Origin of the sequence: Sulfurospirillum diekertiae (genome assembly GCF_002162315.1) — a bacterium.
GTDB lineage: Bacteria > Campylobacterota > Campylobacteria > Campylobacterales > Sulfurospirillaceae > Sulfurospirillum.
Genome location: NZ_CP021416.1, coordinates 942,166 through 960,245, shown reverse-complemented (window position 1 = coordinate 960,245; position 18,080 = coordinate 942,166). Strand labels below are relative to the sequence as shown.

Below are 18,080 nucleotides of genomic sequence, written 5' to 3'. Positions count from 1 at the left end.
CGTTAGATGTACTAAAAGTTCTAGTGAACTTCTCTCCAGATTTTGACTTTCCAAAGATAAGCGAGTAGTGTAAAGAGCGCCATATAACCAATGAGTTTATACCCAAGATCGTCTCTTTCAGCTTTTTTGCTGTCGCCCACTTTTTCCATATACGTGATCACTTGGTTTTGAGCTTTTTCACTCAACCCAACGCGAGGCATAGACGTACCTGCTAGTTGTTTTTGTGGGTTGTTAATGAATGTTGTAAGATACTCAGCACCTTTAGAGCGAATCATCATTGAAAGATCAGGAGGAATGGTTCCCATATACGCTTTTAAAGCATCTTTATCCGTAGTACTCATGATTTTGTCATACTTCATATCATGGCATCGTTGGCATGCATCAGCAAAGACTTTTTTATCATCCATTGGAGCGACAGGCGCAATACTTTGAAGATACGCAACAATATCTGCGACTTCTTGATCTAAGTCTCCACCCAAACCAAAGAATTGGATCATTGGATGAGGACGTGTCTCATTAAACTTATGTTCAACGTTAAGTGCCTTCGTTGGGTTTTTAATCAGTGCCACAAGGAAGTTTTTATCGTATAAAGCACCTGCTGTGCTAAGATCTGGAGGAACAACACCAAACGTTGCAGAAGCACTTGCATTATCCATGGGAGCTGGCATTCCTTGAGAAGCAATACCATGACACCCCGTACATCCAGCACTTAAAAAGGTTTCAGCACCTTTGGTGGCATCACCTTTTTTATCAGAGGCACCGAGATCTTTAAACGCAAAATCTGCAGGAGCAACATGAGGGTGCATTTGGGAATGAGCAAAAGGTTCTACGCCCCAATACACAACGGCTGTAAAGAAGATTACAACGGCTAATATTTTTAACTCTCTCATTTGCAACCTCCATTATTACATTTACAGTTCGCTTCCATTTTCGTGATAATTGGAAGCAGAATAAACAAGGCAAGAAAGACAATAGTTGCACCAAAGCCAACCCATGCATTGTTTCCTGTTGGTGGTAGTTTGCCATAAACGGTAAGAACGATCATGTCAATCAAGAGTAACCAGAACCAGATGAAAAACGCAGGACGTTTATGCGCTGGTGCAGTATGCATAGGATTTCTATCAAGGAATGGAAGAAGCATAAAGATTACGTTCGCAAAACCAAACGCTGCTAAACCAATTTTCATCGCAGGAACACCTGCAATATCAAAGAAGAAACCACGAAGCACTTCATAACTCCACAAGAAGTACCACTCAGGGTAGATGTGCGGAGGTGTTTTCATATTGTTAGCTGGCTCAAAGTTAATAGGATCCATGGCAAAGTCAAAATGGAAACAGACAAGATAGAAGAAAATGGTAAGGGCAACCCCTACAACAAAGAAATCTTTGGAGAGGAACACTGGCCAGAAAGGTACCACTTTAGATTCAACTTTTTTACCATCAAGGTATTTTTTAGATTCAACATCAAAATCGAACTCTTCAGAATCTTGGTTATTGACGTGAGGCATTCTTAAAGAGTAGAAGTGAACGGCAATAAGTAAAAGAATAACCAATGGAAGGAGGAGTACATGTAACATGAAAAAACGTGTTAAGGTTGCATCTGCAACTAAGAAGTCCCCTCTGATCCAAATAACCAAAGCATCACCAATGACAGGAATACCGCCAAAAAGGTTGGTAATAACTTGGGCTGCCCAGTAGCTCATTTGTCCCCATGGAAGCATGTATCCACTGAACGCTTCAGCTGAGAACATACCAAAAAGTGCCATACCCGTAAGCCAAATAACCTCACGGCCTTTTTTATACGAACCGTAATAGATACCCGTAAACATGTGAATGTAAATGACAAGGAAAATAGCAGACGCTGCAACACCGTGCATATGACGCCATAACCAGCCGTACTCTACCTCTTGCATAATCGTATAGTTAACACTATCAAATGCGAGTTTAATGTCGGGTTTGTAGTACATTAAAAGGAAGATTCCCGAAACAATCAGAACCATAAAAAGAACCATCAACACAACACCCATTGCCCAAAGGAAGTTGATGTTTTTAGGAATCCAATACTCTGTCATCATGACTTTGATGAACTTATTCACTGCTAATCGCTGATCGAGCCAATCGATAAAGCCTGTCGCTTTTCTAATTTCTGCCACGTTTGTCTCCTTTACGCTTTCTTAGGAACAAGTTTTTTATACTCTGGTCCTTCTTCACCAAGAACAAGTTTTGCTCCGTCTATTTTAAAAGGAGGAATGTCCATTGGTCTTGGCGGTGGTCCAAACGTATTGATACCACTTGCATCAAACTCTCCACCATGACAGGCGCACTTAAATTGTTTCGTTGCCGGCATCCATGTTGGGATACATCCTAAGTGGGTACAAAGTCCTATCATCACGGCATAGGTACTGCCACCTGTCGTGATGTCACGTTTCTCATTTTTGGGCATATCCGCACTTTTTTTCAAAATGAAAATCGGTTTGCCCCTCCATTGGATCGTTTGGACTTCGCCCTCTTTCATCGGAGAGAGATCAACGGTGATGAATCCAGCAGATTGTACGCTTGGAAGTGGATCCCAAGTCTTTTTCATAGCACCAAGGGCTATGATGCCACCTGCTGCTGCAAAACCGCCGAATGCCATGCCTATAAAGTCTCTTCTGCTTTGCTCAACAGCCATTCTTTGTTCCTTTCGTGTAGTATTCAAAATTGAGAGTTATATACAAGTTCATGTAACACGCAGAAGGATTGTTGCGATATTTCTATCGCTATAATCCTTATTAATATCACTATTTATAAGAAGCTATTGCTGTTGCAACTGCTTTCAAATCATCATCACTTAATGCTGTCGCGATAGGTTTCATAACATTTTTCATAGGACCGCCTTCGCCATTTTTATAGCCATTGACTGAACCTACAATTTTTGAGACATCCCACCCCGCAATAATTTGCGATTTGTTTAATGCAGCTTTTGAAGCCTTGTCACCATGACATGAAAAGCATTTACTTTTGTATATAGCTTCTCCATCTGCAGCCATCAGAGATACTGCAGCTACGGATATGAGCATACACGCTACCTTTTTCATTCTTAAGTCCCTCCATTGCTTAATATTTTAATGTATATCTAATAATAGAGTGACATTTTATAACAGTGCGAGTTTCTTTTTAGTCGCTTAATGAAAAAACAATCTTTTAATCTTTAATCGCATACCCTAGATTACCGATTGTTTTAATGACATCATTGGTTATTTTTTTGCGTAATTTAAAAACAAGGTTTTTAAGCGCAGAAGGAGGGGCTTCTTCATAAATATAAAGCTTATCTTCGAGGATTTGCCGTGTCACTAAATTGCCTTTATGTGCCAATAAGATTTCAATAAATTCTACTTCCTTTTGTGTTAATGTAATGGAGATGTTGTCTTGTAAAAAAGTTTTATTCGTATAGTCATAAAAATTTGTATCGTTAATTTTGACAATAGTTTTTGATTTTTCAAGTAAAATACTTGCACTGCTTTCTAAGAGTCTTGTTAAATCTCCTTCTTTAATCGGCTTAACAACATAATCGACCAATAAAAGTTTGATAGATTCTAATAAAAAATCTTTATCGGTATAGGCACTTGTAACAATAATAGGTATAGTATGATTGTCTTTCCTAATGAGCTTGATTAACTCAAGTCCATTTAATTTAGGCATTTTAACATCCGTAATAACAATATCAGGATGATGCTGATTGTAAAGTGCTAAGGCTTCTTCTCCATCAGACGCTATATAGACTTTGTCAACATACAATAATAAAACTTTTGCAAAACTATCCCTAAGATTTTTTTCATCTTCAGCAAGTAATAACGAACTATTTTTTAAAACAAATTCATATTTATCTAACAAAAATCCCCTCCATTTTTAATCTTGCTTCTGGCAATTGTAACACTTTTTTATCTAAAAGAAAGCTATAATTCCCAAGCGTACCTCGTCATATTGGTCTCATAAGGAAATTTTCAATGGTCGAAACTATCAGCTTTACGAAACGATATATTACTGCACTCTCACTTATAGCGTTACTCTCCATTTTGGCTTATTATAATCTGAATCATCTTATTAGTAGTCAATCAAACGATGGAAAAACGATTAATCTTAGTAGTAAACAAGGTATGCTTTCTCAACAAATTGCTTTATACGCCATTTATTATAAAACAGAAAATTTACGAACAAATATTGCACTTATGGAAGACTCTCATAATTTACTCCTTTCTTTTCCTATGTCAAATGAATTAAAAAAAATCTATTTTGAAGAACCGTTTTTATTAGATAAAAATATCAGAACTTATTTATATCATGCAAAGCGTTTTGAAGAAAATCGTGATGGAAGAAGCTTAACATATATCTTACAAAACTCTCAAAAGCTGTTGGAAAATTTAGACTTAGCAACCGCAATCTATGTTGCTACAACGGAGTCAAATACCATAAAATTAAAAAATGTCGAATTTTTTATTTTTATTTTTACGCTTGTAACACTTTTTTTTGAAGCAATCTTTATTTTTAGACCTGCCTCGAAAAAAATCATTGAAGTGACGAAAGAGCTTATTAGACAGCATGATTATGCTAATACTATTATTGAGTCTAATACAAATGCTATTGTCACACTGGATTCAAGGCTCAATGTGCAAACCTATAATCATATGGCAGAAAAAATCTTTGGTTATACCAAACAAGAAATCATTGGTGAACAATTTTTTCAAAAAATAATTTCAAAAGAATCTCTTCCTGTCGACCAAGAAGGTGTTTTAAATTTTAAAAAAATCCTCGAGATTGAAAATAAAGAAGAAGTACGAGAAATTAAAGCCGTCAATAAAACAGGGCATGTCTTCCCTATTAGAATTTCATTTGGTATTAGTGGTGAAGAAAAGAGTATGCTCATCATCAGTATGCAAGATATTTCTAAAGAAATTCTCAAAGATAAAATTATGATGCAACAGGCTAAATTTGCAGCACTCGGTGAGATGATTGCTATTATAGCGCATCAGTGGAGACAACCACTTGCTCAACTCAGTTTTAATTGTATGTACATCAGAAAAAAAATCACTGACCCTGAGTTGATGGAAGAAACTGCTAAAAATGAAGAAATTATTCAATTTATGTCAGAAACCATTACAAATTTTGAAAATTTTTATAAACACGTTGATAACACTATTTTTAATCCTATCATCTCCATTAAACAGACTCTTGTACTTCTTGAATCTTCATTAAAACTTTATCAAATTAAACTTATTCAGCAAATTGACTCAACAATGAATATTTTTGGCAATTCCAATAGCCTTTCTCAAGTTATCTTATCGATTATACAAAACACCATTGATGTTATTAAAATTTCCGAAATCAAACATCCTTTTATTCAAATTTCACTCGAGAATTCAGACAAATTTGTTATCCTAACCATTACAGATAATGCGGGAGGCATTCAAACTCCTTTAATTGATGATATTTTCAAACCTTTTCATAGTAATAAAAATAAGTTATCTACTGGAATTGGTCTTTATATGTCAAAATTAATTATAGAAAATCAATTTCATGGAATAATAAACGCTAAAAACACCAATGATGGTGCACAATTTAGTATTTTACTGCCTTTTTACTCCAATAACCTATAAAAAATATGCCTGTTATGCCATATTTTTAACACATAAAATTCTAGCGACTGAAAAGAAACTAACTCTATTATAGAATTCCATAGTCAACTTAAAGTGTTAAATTAATGTTAAATAAAAAGAATAAAGAAGATACTGGCCACATCGCTCTTTAGAACATCTATTTAACATCATCTTATATTTTTAAAGGAGGAAATATGGAAAGAGGTTTCAAACTTCTTTCATCGCTTGTACTCTCGAGTACCCTACTAACAACAGTCTCCATTGCTGCTGGTGGAGATGGTACTTTAGATAAAGTTATGAAAGATAGAGGTCTGAGCGAAGCGGATGTTGTTCGTGCCGCAAAGACTTATAATCCAACGGGTGTACATGATAAATACCTCATTTTTAGTTCAGGTGGGCAATCTGGACAGGTATTAGTTTATGGTGTTCCTTCCATGAGGATACTAAAATATATTGCTGTATTTACACCAGAACCTTGGCAAGGATATGGTTTTGATGAAGAAAGCAAGAAAGTTCTTGATCAAGGTAAAATCAGAGGTAAAGATATGACTTGGGGTGATACACACCACCCTTCTCTTTCTGAAACAGACGCCAAAGTCGATGGAAAATGGCTTATCATCAATGATAAAGCAAATCCAAGAATTGCGGTTATTGATTTGAGTGACTTTGAGACAAAACAAATTGTTGTTAACCCGGTCTTTAAATCTGAACATGGCGGGTCATTCTTTACTCAAGACTCAGAATGGATCATAGAAGCAGCGCAATATGCAGCGCCATTTGACAATAATTATCACCCGATAGAAGACTATAAAGAGAGTTATCGTGGTGGTGTAACCATGTGGAAATTTGATCCTAAAATAGGAAGAATTCAAGAGAAAGATTCCTATACTATCGAGCTTCCTCCATATATGCAAGATTTAAGTGATGCTGGTAAAAAAGTAAGCCATGGTTGGGGCTTTACCAATTCATTTAACTCAGAAATGTATACAGGCGGAATTGAAGTAGGCATGCCACCTAATGAAGCAGGTATGAGCCGAAATGATACAGATTACCTTCATGTATACAATTGGAAAAAACTTGCAGAAGTTGCAAAAGATCCAAAAAACGTTAAAGTTATCAATGGACATAGAGTCGTCCCAATGGATATTGCTGTCAAAAATGACGCTCTTTTCTTGATTCCTGAACCTAAATCTCCACATGGTGTTGATGTGGATCCAACAGGTGAATATATTGTTGTATGTGGCAAGCTCGATACACATGCCTCAGTCTATAGCTTCTCAAAGATTCAAGCATTGATCAAAAATAAAGATTATGCGGGTACCGACCCTTATGGTATTCCTATTCTTGATATGAAAAAAGCTTTACATGGGCAAGTAGAGTTGGGCCTAGGACCATTGCACAACCAATATTCACCTGTTGATGGGGAGATTTATACCTCATTGTATGTCGATAGCCAAGTTGTAAAATGGAATTTTAAAACATTAAAAGTGCTAGATCGTGTCAATGTTCACTACAATATTGGACACTTAGCGGGTATGGAAAGTAATACAGCTGACCCTCAAGGTGAGTATATTATTGCACTCAATAAATTATCCATTGATCGCTTTAATAATGTAGGACCACTCCATCCTCAGAATCATCAGTTAATTGATATTCATGGCAATAAAATGGACCTTCTTGTCGATATGCCTATTCCTCTTGGAGAGCCACATGATGCCGTAGGTATTCGTGCGGATAAGCTCAATCCAAAAGTACGTTACGAAATGGGTACGAACTCTAGAACAGAGCAAATCAGTGAGGGAAAAACACTCGCTGGACAAGAGAGGATAGAACGCAAAGGTAATGATGTTAAGGTCTATGCGACACTTGTACGTTCTCATATCAACCCAGAACATATTACGGTCAATAAAGGTGATAACGTCACAATCTATATGACAAACCTTGAACGAGCAGAAGATGAAACGCATGGTTTTACAGTGGATAACTATAATGTTCACGCATCAGTAGAGCCAGGTAAAGTCGCAACTGTGAAGTTCAAAGCTGATTTAGAAGGCGTATTCCCTTATTACTGTACAGAATTCTGTTCTGCACTTCACCTAGAAATGATGGGTTATTTAATGGTTAAAGACCCTAATAAAAAGTATGAAAGTGCACAAAAACTCAAAATGGCAACCATGAGTAAAGAACAACTCAAAGCTGAATACGACAAAACAGTTGCAGTCAATAAAGCAACGGATGATGTTATCCAGAGTGTTGTGAAATTTCTCAAAGATAACCATTATGAAAAACATGATGTTGTCAAAAACCTTGTAACTGATGCGCTTGATCAATACGGCAAAATTCCTGAGCAGAAAAAACTCTCAGATGCTGCTATCAAAGAAGGCGATTTTGAAAAAGCAGTCTTATTTGAAAATATGATCTGGCAATACATGGTAAAAACAGCGGACGTTGGAATTCGTGCGAAAGACTTACTGGTTAAGTTTGTTGCAACAAAACAATCCCCTGAAGCTGCAAAAGGCGAAGTTGCATTCAATGAAGGTGGCTGTTCTGGTTGTCACGTTATTGGAAAAGTAAGTTCAGGTCCTGATCTTACCGGTGTATTAGGCCGCCATGAAAATGGCGAGAAATGGGTGGCTGATTTTATCAAGAGCCCAAAAGACAAGTTTGAAGACCCTTATGTCAAAGCGATGATTGACTACTTTAACTTAAGGATGCCAAACCAAAATATGAAAGATCCTGAAATAAAAAGTATTATTGAATATCTAAAATGGATTGACAGTAACGCTAATTTATTCTAGGTTTTGTATCTACAACCCACAAAGATTACATCTTTGTGGGTTGACATGTGTCAATGTTAAAAACATGAATTCAAGATACACTATTTTTATCTAAAGATTTAGCTTTAGTTTTTAGCTAAGGATATTAAGGAGAAAAGATGAATCAAAGTTTACTAAAATCAAAAATATTTGCGGGTATCGCATTGGTGATTATGACGCTATCATTTACATTCCCCATGATCAGTTTTCATGGGGTACTGAACAAAATTGATAGTGGGAAAAAAGAAGACATTTCATCTTTCCAAAAGATGGTTTGGGGAATCTACAATCAAGGTAGGTATAAAAGTACTTCTACCCCCAAAGAAGCCCATAATAATTTGGAAAAAATGATTGGGAGTTCTTCAGAAATCGGCGTAGCTTCATTTCCTATTTGGTCATGTTCTCTTGAAGCCCCAAACTATCCAAAAGAAGCGTTTCCTGAAGGTATACCTGTCTTTTTTCACTTTGATGGATTTAGTGGTGAAGTGCATGAAATGAATACGATCAACCACTACATTGGTATGGACCCTATGTGGAGGGGTGGCATACTTGAGCGTGAAATTGGTATCTACGCATTATTATTTTTGAGTCTAATTGTGGTTTATTTTATTGCCTATAATCATAAACTGTGTAATTATCTTATGCTTATTCCAACTTCTTTACCACTGTTATTTATAGCAGATTATTCCTATTGGCTCTATTGGTTTGGACATAATCTTCATGATTGGGGTGCCTTTAAAATTAAACCTTTTATGCCCACTGTTTTTGGCGACGGTAAAGTTGCACAATTTACAACGCATTCTTATCCAGCTATTGGGTTCTATTGTCTAGCCCTCATTGGTATATTTTCGTTACTGGCCCTTTTGTCAAGAAACAAGGCAAACAAAGAGAGTGGTAAATAATTATTATGAAACAACTTCTTTTTCTCAGTATTTTAACATTCTCATTACTCTACGCGAAGAGTGATTTTATATACGAAACGAGGGAAGAAGTTGTAGCCTATACAGGACCTATGAAAGAAACACATAGAAGCTCTATTCAAGATGCCATTGATAATGCCAAAGAAGGCTCTATCATCAAGCTTAAAGCGGGTATCTATGAAGGGAATATTGTTATCACCAAGCCTATTAGCATTATTGGAGCCGAAGAAGGCGTTATTATCGATGGAATGGGTGTAGGGAGTGTTATAACAGTCAAAAGCTCTTATGTGACTCTCAAAAATTTAACCATTCAAAATAGTGGTGAACGCTCTGACGTACTGGATGCTGCCATTAATATGACAGGGGATACAACAACGGGGGCACTGGTTCAAAATGAAGTAAGTCAGTGCAAAATCTTAGACTCCCTTTTGGGTATTAATATGGAAATTGTCAATAATTCACTCATTAAGAACAATTATATTACTTCTAAAAATTATGAGCTTGGGCTTCGAGGCGACGGAATACGATTATGGTATAGCAACGACAATATGATTCAGAAAAACCATCTCTATCGATCCCGTGATATGGTCGTTTGGTATTCTCATGGCAATACGATTGAGGAAAATTTAGCGGAGCATGGAAGATATTCACTCCATTTTATGTATGCAGGCAAAAATTTTGTTCACAATAATGTCTTCCAGTACAATTCTGTCGGTATTTTTTTCATGTATTCTAATGATACGATTGCAACAGGAAACGTCATTACCAATGCACTTGGTGCTACGGGTATTGGTATTGGGCTCAAGGACTCTTCTAACTTCACAATTGAAAACAACACGATTGTCTACAATGCACAAGGCATGTATATTGATCGTTCTCCCTTTGAACCAGATTCACACCTTTGGATTCGAAATAATCAATTTTTATTTAACTCCGAAGCGTTGCATTTTCATTCTCTATGTGAAAATGGAATCTTTGAGAATAATGTCGTCAAAGGCAACATTGAAGATGTTGTTAATGACTCACGCAGTAGCGATAATTTTAAAAATGAATTTACAAAAAACTATTGGGACAATTATGAAGGTTTTGATACAAATATGGATGGTTATGGGGATAACCCTTATCGTGTTTATCAGTATGCTGATAAGCTATGGGCATACAATCCCTCTGTCAAATTCTTTTACGGTTCACCCGTTATGACATTATTAAATTTTTTGTCAAAATTGGCTCCCTTTTCAGAACCAATTTTCTTATTGGAAGACAAAACACCTAAGTTTACACATTAATTGGAGACAAGATGGCATTACATGTAAAACAAGAAAGAAGAGAATTTATCCAATATTCTACACTGGGTATTTTAGGGTTAGTGCTTGGTGCAGGAGTTGCAGGAGCACCGTATCTTAAGGCGAGAGAAACGCATTTAAGACCTCCTGGAGCAGTGGAAGAAGACAGGTTTTTATCGCTTTGTATTAAGTGCGGACAATGTTTACAAGTCTGTCCCTATCATTCTATCAAATTATCAGATTTTACAAGAGGATATGGTATGGGTACGCCTTATATTGAAGCACGAGAGAGAGGTTGTTATCTCTGTGGAGCGCTTCCATGTGTTTTAGCGTGTCCAACAGGGGCACTCGATCATCATGCGGAAAAACCAGAAGATGTTCAAATGGGAATAGCCGTTTTTGCATTTCCAGAAACATGTTTAGCCATAACAAGAACAATCGTACCTAAAAATCAAATAGAACGAATTTATAGCCATCCTCATACTCGTAATTTAGAAGAGGATGTTCTCAAAAAACTCTCAACCTATGAAGGCAAAAACTGCACTATTTGTGCAGATATGTGTCCATTTCCTAACCCTTTGAGCGCTATTGAGATGATTGTCACAGAAGAAGGCATTAAAAAACCACAAATCAACCATAATTGTGTTGGATGTGGTGTATGTGAGGAGCTTTGCCCAGCCTCATCTCCTTCAATTGTCATTAAACCACGAGAGACTTATGAAACATTCTACAAGAAGGATCAAAGATGAAAAAATATTCCATTCTTTGTTTATTTATTTTACTTGTATTCACTGCCTGCTCTGATAAAAAAGAAGACAAAAGCACTCAAGCAGTTGAAAAAAATGTATCACAACAAACAGGAAAAATTGAAGTTCTTGATAACGATAACTTCAAAGAAGAAAAAGTTCAAGTCAAAAAAGATGATAGCAATGAGAGCAAAAACTTCTATTACGATTATCATCAAGAGGTAAAGGCACATAAGCAACCTGATGAAGAAGAAAAAAATTACACACCCCTTGGTGCAGCACTTAAAGTACGAAGTCCTTATGAACATGTCGAAATAAACCTTCTTATTAATCAACTCAGTAAAAATTTTATTGTTAAATGCTCTGCATGCCATAACCATTATGCCAATGGCATCATTGGCCCATCGCTTCTCAGTAAAGATAGTGCCTATATTTTTAAAACGATTTCTCAGTATAAAACGGGAGAAAAAAAGAACGTTTTAATGAAAGAATTAGTTGAGCAAATGGATGATAAAGAGATCAAAGCATTAGCGGATGAAATTTATACCTTTAATCAAGAAGTTAAAAAATTAAAAGAGAGACAAAAATGAAAAATATTATTGTAGGAGTAATCACTCTTGTGATTTTTGGAGCTATGGGTTATACAATAAGCCAAGGTACTGCATTCCAAGGCGGACAGGCAGCTAAAATTATTGAGAATGTATCAAAGACTCAAAATACAGTATCTCAACAAAAGACTCAAGCGATTAGCGAAAAAAGTGATAGAGATATAGAAGCAGAAAAAATCAAAGCGCTTAAAGATAAAGCTGGTAATGCTGTTTCATTTAAAGTCAGCGATAATTATAAAAAGAAATGTGCTTCTTGCCATGGCGCTGGTGGGGAGGGTATTGTTGGTCTTCCTCTTTTTGGGCAAAGCGCGGAGCAACTTTATACTAAATTACTTGAATTCAAAAGTGGCAAACGGAATAATCCTATTATGATGAGCGCCATTATGAATCTAAATGAAGAAGATTTTAAAGAACTTTCACAAGAAATTGGCGACTTTAAAAATAGAGCAGAAGCGCTGAAATAACCAAAGGACATCACGTGAGTAGTAAATACGAAGAGCGAAAAACGATTGAAAAGACATCGTTTTTCTCGACATTTATTAATGAATCAAAAGATGGTAAAAAAACACTCAGTATCCGAGCTATACGATGGATTGTTATTATTAGTATTCATCTTCTGTTCTTTTTATCCTTTAAAATTGACATTCAAATTCTTGAAGGAACGCTGAATGGGTCACGTTTTTTAGGCTTTCATCTGATTGACGTTTTTACGACATTAGAAATGTTTGCGGCAACCTATCATATGCCAATCAATATGATTATTGGAACGGTGAGTATTTTGACTGTCTATTTACTCATCGGAGGAAGGACGTATTGTTCGTGGGTATGCCCTTATGGTTTGCTCAGTGAAATTGGTGAGAAGTTACATAGTATCTTAGTTCAAAAAAAAATCATTAAAGAGAGAATTTTTGATTATCGTATCAAGTATATTTTTTGGGGAATTTTTTTAGCTCTTGCCTTTACCAGTGGGTATTTAGTCTTTGAACTCTTTAATGTTGTGGGAATTTTGAGTCGCTTTATAGCCTATGGCTGGAGTGTGGCTCTTGTTTGGGTTATTACGGTCTTTTTAATTGAAGTTTTTTTCGCGAGACGCGCATGGTGTAAATATGTCTGTCCTATTGGAACAACCTATGGCTTTGTTGGCGTTGTGAGTGCCTCAAGAGTAGAATGGAATGATAGTTGTGACCACTGCATGGTTTGCCATGATGTTTGCTTTGAAAATCAAGTTTTAGAGATTACAAAAGCAAAATACGATCAACAACGCGAAGAACTGGGCATTAAAAAAGAAATTGTTGCCAGTGGAGACTGTACGTTATGTGGACGTTGTATTGATGTGTGCCATGCCGATGCATTGCATTATACTTTTAGATTAAAGAGTCTTTTATGATAGAAATTCGCAATGTTAGCAAGAAATTTGGAAACGTTCTCTCATTAGATGATTTGACATTAACGTTACACAATGATGATTGTGTTGCGTTAATGGGTCCTAATGGAGCAGGAAAGACAACGTTAATTAGACTCATATTAGGCTATTACCACCCCAACAATGGCACTGTTCTGATTAATGGACTGGATCCGATCAAAGAGAGAATTCATGTATTGCAAAATATTAGTTTTGTGCCCCAACTTCCTCCGCCAATCAAATTAAACCTTGATGAGCTGATGAGTTATGCGTGCAAAAGCACCCATGTTGAGAAGGAAGCTATCATCCATTTTGCAAAAGAGATGGAGCTCGATATCGAGCCCAATTTAAACAAATCATTTTTCAAACTCAGTGGGGGAATGAAACAAAAAATGCTGATAGCCATCAGCTTAGCACGCCAAAGTGATATTATCATTTACGATGAACCAACCGCCAATCTTGATCCAAAAGCGCGAGATAACTTCTATCGCCTTCTTAAAAATGAAAAACGCTCTAAAATTTCCTTGTTCGTCACGCACCGCCTTGATGAGATGAAAGAACTTGTCAATCGACAAATTTATATGGATTTAGGAAAGGTACTGACCGATGAAAAAGTTTAATGCACTTATTCTTTTTCTCGTGATGATTCTCATGCTTGGATGCGACACAAAAATAGACTTGAGCCCCAAGAAAATTCATTGGGATCGCGATATGTGTGAACGATGCAAAATGGTTTTAAGTGATCGTAAGTTCTCTGCCCAAGTTATTAATCCCAGCAATGGCAAATACTATCTCTTTGATGATATCGGCTGTGCTATTTTATGGTTTCAAGGAAATAAGATTGAGTGGAAAGAACACGCTATTATCTGGGTGAATGATGCCAAAACAGGCGCATGGATAGATGCACGAAAAGCATTTTACGATGTTTTAAATGTAACACCAATGGCGTACGGTTTTGGTGCTCATGTCGTTAAAGAAGACATTAAAGAAGCTCAAGAGATTATTGACTTTGAAGAAGTTTCCAAAAGAGTGATTAAAATAGGAAAATGATGATGCACCTCAATAGTCATCTTATGTTAACACTATTTATCACGCTTTGCGTCACGATAATGGCACAGCTATTATACTTCTCCACCGCACAAGGACTTACCCCCTCCATGATTACATGTAAAAAAGAATTGGTTGCTTTGGTAGGACTTCCAGACCTTGCCTTAGTCAGTGAAGCGCACTATGTGCGTCACCGAAGTCTGAGTGATGTTTTCTCTTATTTTAATGAGTCCCCTGAACTGTTAGAGTATTTCCCCTCCACGTTTGTCTACCACTATGCCCCTAACGCTCAGCCTTCGAGGATTGAACGTGTCTTTTAAACTCAATTTTTTATTGCTAGATTACGCCATTCGCTCGCTCCTTCGTCGTGCAGGTAAGAGCTTTTTCATCTTTTTGATCTTAAGTCTGCTCATCTTCTTACTCTCTTCGGTGTTGATGATCGCCGATGCCATTAAACTGGAACTAAACACAACCCTTAAAACCTTACCGCAGATTACCTTGCAACGCTTTATTGCAGGGAAACAGAGTGATGTACCCATCAGTCGTGTGGATGCCCTTTTGGATATCGAAGGTATCAGCTCTATGACGCCTCGCATTTGGGGATATTACTACTTTAAACCCGCAGGTGTGAATTTCTCGGTGGTTGGCATTGATGCGTATGAAGAGCAATACTCCCAAACACTTTCGAAACTCACACAGCAGTTTGATCCCAAACTGCTTGAGAGCGAACATGCAATGATCATCGGAGCTGGGGTAAAGAAAGTCTTGAGTGAGAATTACTACACCGACTTTTTTAACTTTGTCACCAGTGAGGGAAAATGGCAAAAGGTTTCCATTGCAGGTATTTTTAACTCAGATCTCACCTTAGAATCCAATGATCTTATCCTTGTACCTAAAAAGCTTGCGTACGCCATTTTCGGTATGGATGAGAGCAAAGCCACGGACATTGTGGTTAAAGTAGCCAATGTCAAAGAGATCCCCACCATTGTGCAAAAAATCACTGAACGCTTCCCTGATCTGCGTGCCATTACCCAAGATGACATTAGAGTCAGTTACCAGAATCTTTTTGATTATAAAAGTGGTTTCTTCCTCTCCCTCTTTAGTGTCTGTGCCTTTGCCTTTTTTATCATTATCTACGATAAAACCAGTGGCTTGAGTTCAGAAGAGAAAAAGGAAATCGGCATTTTAAAAGCGATTGGCTGGAGCAGTGACGACATCTTGAAAGAGAAGTTTTACGAGAGCTTTACACTCGCTATGGGTGCTTTTTTAGTCGGCATTGCATTCTCTCTTTTTTACGTCTATGGCATGCAAGCACCCCTGTTACGCAATGTTTTTATGGGTTACTCCGAACTCAAACCTTCGTTCGTACTTCCCTTTAGTGTAGATAGCTCGATGTTCGTTTTACTCTTTTTACTCTCTGTGCCTATTTACATTGCAGCAACCCTGATTCCAGCATGGCGAGCTTCCAGTTTAGATGCTGAGGAGGTGATGCGATGATCGTGCTTGAAGCGGTGAGTAAAAGCTTTATTCAAGGCGATGAGAGCATTCCTGCCCTTGCCAATATATCTTTACATGTAAAGCGTGGGGAGTGTGTGGTACTCAAGGGACCCAGTGGTAGTGGTAAGAGCACACTGCTCTCTTTAATCGCAGGACTGATGCAACCCAGTCAAGGCGAAGTACGTGTGGATGGTAAAGAGATTTCCAAACTCCCTGAGCATTTTAGTGCCGCCATTCGTCGCCAGAAAATCGGATTTATCTTCCAAAAGTATCACCTCATAGTCCATCTCAGTGTTCTTGAGAATGTTATGACGCCTTTGATTCCTGAGAATCTTCCTTTACATGTATTGGAGATGAAAGCTAAAGCCGTGATGGAGCAGTGTGGCATAGCGCATAAAGCAAAGATGCGGGTCAATCGCCTCTCAGGAGGTGAGCAACAACGTGTCGCCATTGCCCGTGCTTTGATCAACGATCCGTTAATCGTCTTAGCCGATGAGCCAACCGCTAATCTGGATGAAAAACTTTCACGTGCTCTCATTGATGAGCTTGCAATCCTTAAAGAAAAAGGTGTGACCCTACTTATTGCAACCCATGATCCACTCTTCTTTGATCTGGGATTTGTGGATAAGATCATTGAAATACATAATGGCGAGATTATCGTATGAGTTTAACGCCTGAGATTATCGCACTGCTTATTTTGGATGCCATTTTTCTCTTCTTTGGGGTGATTGCCTTGGTGATTGGCTTTCGTATTGCCTTCAAATGGGATAATCAAGCGACCACACCCCTTCAATACACGCTTTCCAAACAGAGCGCTTTGGTTTCGACCATTATCAAATACATTTTTATGCTCAAACTGCCTCTGTTTGCTTTTTTCATCTATACCTGCGATAAGCTCTCCACCATCATTACTGGTGCTATGTGTGCAAGTGGTGTGGTCAATTCAGTGGACTTTGGGTTGTATTTGACGTTGTTTAAACTTTTAAATCTGTATCTCTTTGGCTTTTGGCTATTGCTTCACTCTGCTGATATTCATGATGAGAAACTACCTTTTACCAAGCTCAAATTTATCCTGTTTGTTCTTTTCTCGGCTCCTCTCTTTGCAGAGATTGGGTTGGAGATAGCGTTTTTTGCAGGGCTGAATATCAGTAAGATCGTTAGCTGTTGTGGCACCCTGTTTTCTGCCTCAAGCAGTTCATACATCTCTTTGTTATTTGCGGTCGATGCTTCCTTATGGGTTTGGCTTTTCTATGGCTTCTTTGGACTGATTGTGTTTGCTTTTTGGTTAAAACATATGCCTTTGATGATTTTTGCCAATGGTATGTTTTTAATTTTTTCGATCATTGCATTGATTGTCTTTTTTAGTCCGTATGTGTATGAACTTCCCACTCATCGTTGTCCGTTTTGCCTTTTGCAGAGGGATTATTATTATGTGGGGTATGTGCTTTACACGCTTTTATTTGCAGGAACGTTTTATGGCATGGGTGGAGGTATTTTTAGCGCTACTGACCAAGAAGACTCAACTCTCTTTGATGAAAGCTTCGGTGAATTTAAATATGATCTACCTTTTAATAATTTCGTCTTATCCTTTAATCTATTACGTCAAAAATGGAGTATGGTTGTGAAAAATAAAGTGATGATGGTTGTGCTTATTTTACTACCTTTGCTAGCATTAGCAGGGCTCTTTTGGTTTTTACATGTAAAGCATCAATTGCCAACCGATAGAGCCAATAGTGCCAAAGTCGCCTTAGAATTTAAGGACAACACGATTCAATGCCCTGAGTGTCATATGTACCTTGTGGGGAAGAAACACACGGCTCAAGTGATCACACAGGATGCTAAGACACACTTCTTTGATGATATTGGGTGTGCTATTTTATGGCTCAAAGAGCAAAAGATTGAACCACAAAGTGTTACGATGTGGGTGTACAGTAATGACACAAACCATTACATTGATGCGTTTAAAGCCTCTTATGCGATCAATGATGAGACACCCATGCATTATGGCTTTGGGGCATATGAGAGTCCAAAAGAAGGCATGATCGACTTTAATGAAATGCGCCTTCGCATGCTCAGAGGCGAAAATATGAGCGACCCTAAAATACGAAAAAAACTATTAGGAAATTGAT

General features: G+C 37.5%; 19 protein-coding genes. 14 read left to right on the top strand and 5 right to left on the bottom strand.

All coding sequences use genetic code 11. The features are described 5' to 3' along the window. Positions 1–20: 20 nt before the first annotated feature. From Sdiek1_RS04855 to Sdiek1_RS04835, 5 genes are all read right to left on the bottom strand, one after another. Positions 21–890, bottom strand: a complete 870-nt coding sequence (locus Sdiek1_RS04855; RefSeq protein ID WP_087438152.1) for a c-type cytochrome — start codon at positions 888–890, stop codon at positions 21–23. Beyond that, entirely contained in the window at positions 887–2,152 is a 1,266-nt protein-coding gene (locus Sdiek1_RS04850) for a cytochrome b (RefSeq protein ID WP_087438151.1), read from the bottom strand. The genes Sdiek1_RS04855 and Sdiek1_RS04850 overlap by 4 nt, the downstream gene beginning before the upstream one ends. 11 nt (positions 2,153–2,163) lie before the next feature. Then, the gene (gene petA / locus Sdiek1_RS04845; RefSeq protein WP_087438150.1) at positions 2,164–2,670 is read right to left on the bottom strand and encodes a ubiquinol-cytochrome c reductase iron-sulfur subunit; all 507 of its coding nucleotides are present in this window, start codon (positions 2,668–2,670) and stop codon (positions 2,164–2,166) included. A 109-nt stretch (positions 2,671–2,779) separates the two neighbouring features. Then, the gene (locus tag Sdiek1_RS04840) at positions 2,780–3,076 is read right to left on the bottom strand and encodes a c-type cytochrome (protein ID WP_087438149.1); all 297 of its coding nucleotides are present in this window, start codon (positions 3,074–3,076) and stop codon (positions 2,780–2,782) included. A 106-nt stretch (positions 3,077–3,182) separates the two neighbouring features. Beyond that, complete coding sequence (locus Sdiek1_RS04835; protein WP_087438148.1) at positions 3,183–3,872, bottom strand: response regulator transcription factor; 690 nt, start codon at positions 3,870–3,872, stop codon at positions 3,183–3,185. 113 nt (positions 3,873–3,985) lie between these two features. Here Sdiek1_RS04835 and Sdiek1_RS04830 point away from each other — a divergent pair, with 113 nt between their 5' ends. The 14 genes from Sdiek1_RS04830 (at position 3,986) to Sdiek1_RS04765 (ending at position 18,079) form a co-directional block, all read left to right on the top strand. Then, the gene (locus Sdiek1_RS04830; RefSeq protein WP_087438147.1) at positions 3,986–5,632 is read left to right on the top strand and encodes a PAS domain S-box protein; all 1,647 of its coding nucleotides are present in this window, start codon (positions 3,986–3,988) and stop codon (positions 5,630–5,632) included. A 194-nt stretch (positions 5,633–5,826) separates the two neighbouring features. After that, complete coding sequence (nosZ, locus tag Sdiek1_RS04825) at positions 5,827–8,430, top strand: Sec-dependent nitrous-oxide reductase (RefSeq protein WP_087438146.1); 2,604 nt, start codon at positions 5,827–5,829, stop codon at positions 8,428–8,430. 137 nt (positions 8,431–8,567) lie between these two features. Then, complete coding sequence (locus tag Sdiek1_RS04820) at positions 8,568–9,350, top strand: cytochrome C (RefSeq protein ID WP_087438145.1); 783 nt, start codon at positions 8,568–8,570, stop codon at positions 9,348–9,350. A gap of 5 nt (positions 9,351–9,355) precedes the next feature. Then, on the top strand, positions 9,356–10,654 hold the full coding sequence (locus Sdiek1_RS04815) for a nitrous oxide reductase family maturation protein NosD (RefSeq protein ID WP_369688486.1): 1,299 nt from the start codon (positions 9,356–9,358) through the stop codon (positions 10,652–10,654). Positions 10,655–10,665: 11 nt separating this feature from the next. Further along, the gene (locus Sdiek1_RS04810; RefSeq protein ID WP_087438144.1) at positions 10,666–11,400 is read left to right on the top strand and encodes a 4Fe-4S dicluster domain-containing protein; all 735 of its coding nucleotides are present in this window, start codon (positions 10,666–10,668) and stop codon (positions 11,398–11,400) included. Beyond that, entirely contained in the window at positions 11,397–11,987 is a 591-nt protein-coding gene (locus tag Sdiek1_RS04805) for a c-type cytochrome (protein ID WP_087438143.1), read from the top strand. Before Sdiek1_RS04810 ends, Sdiek1_RS04805 begins: the two co-directional genes overlap by 4 nt. Further along, positions 11,984–12,469, top strand: a complete 486-nt coding sequence (locus Sdiek1_RS04800) for a c-type cytochrome (protein WP_087438142.1) — start codon at positions 11,984–11,986, stop codon at positions 12,467–12,469. The genes Sdiek1_RS04805 and Sdiek1_RS04800 overlap by 4 nt, the downstream gene beginning before the upstream one ends. 14 nt (positions 12,470–12,483) lie before the next feature. After that, positions 12,484–13,392, top strand: coding sequence for a NapH/MauN family ferredoxin-type protein (locus Sdiek1_RS04795; RefSeq protein ID WP_087438141.1), 909 nt, complete (start codon positions 12,484–12,486; stop codon positions 13,390–13,392). Next, positions 13,389–14,027, top strand: coding sequence for an ATP-binding cassette domain-containing protein (locus Sdiek1_RS04790; RefSeq protein ID WP_087438140.1), 639 nt, complete (start codon positions 13,389–13,391; stop codon positions 14,025–14,027). The genes Sdiek1_RS04795 and Sdiek1_RS04790 overlap by 4 nt, the downstream gene beginning before the upstream one ends. Beyond that, a complete protein-coding gene (locus tag Sdiek1_RS04785) occupies positions 14,014–14,457 on the top strand; it encodes a hypothetical protein (protein ID WP_087438139.1) in 444 nt (147 codons plus the stop codon). Before Sdiek1_RS04790 ends, Sdiek1_RS04785 begins: the two co-directional genes overlap by 14 nt. Next, positions 14,457–14,774 (top strand): hypothetical protein, encoded by a 318-nt coding sequence (locus Sdiek1_RS04780; protein ID WP_238099160.1) that lies wholly within the window; start codon positions 14,457–14,459, stop codon positions 14,772–14,774. The genes Sdiek1_RS04785 and Sdiek1_RS04780 overlap by 1 nt, the downstream gene beginning before the upstream one ends. Next, on the top strand, positions 14,764–15,951 hold the full coding sequence (locus Sdiek1_RS04775) for an ABC transporter permease (protein WP_087438138.1): 1,188 nt from the start codon (positions 14,764–14,766) through the stop codon (positions 15,949–15,951). Before Sdiek1_RS04780 ends, Sdiek1_RS04775 begins: the two co-directional genes overlap by 11 nt. After that, on the top strand, positions 15,948–16,616 hold the full coding sequence (locus Sdiek1_RS04770; RefSeq protein WP_087438137.1) for an ABC transporter ATP-binding protein: 669 nt from the start codon (positions 15,948–15,950) through the stop codon (positions 16,614–16,616). Before Sdiek1_RS04775 ends, Sdiek1_RS04770 begins: the two co-directional genes overlap by 4 nt. Further along, the gene (locus Sdiek1_RS04765; protein ID WP_238099158.1) at positions 16,613–18,079 is read left to right on the top strand and encodes a hypothetical protein; all 1,467 of its coding nucleotides are present in this window, start codon (positions 16,613–16,615) and stop codon (positions 18,077–18,079) included. Before Sdiek1_RS04770 ends, Sdiek1_RS04765 begins: the two co-directional genes overlap by 4 nt. Position 18,080 lies beyond the last annotated feature (1 nt).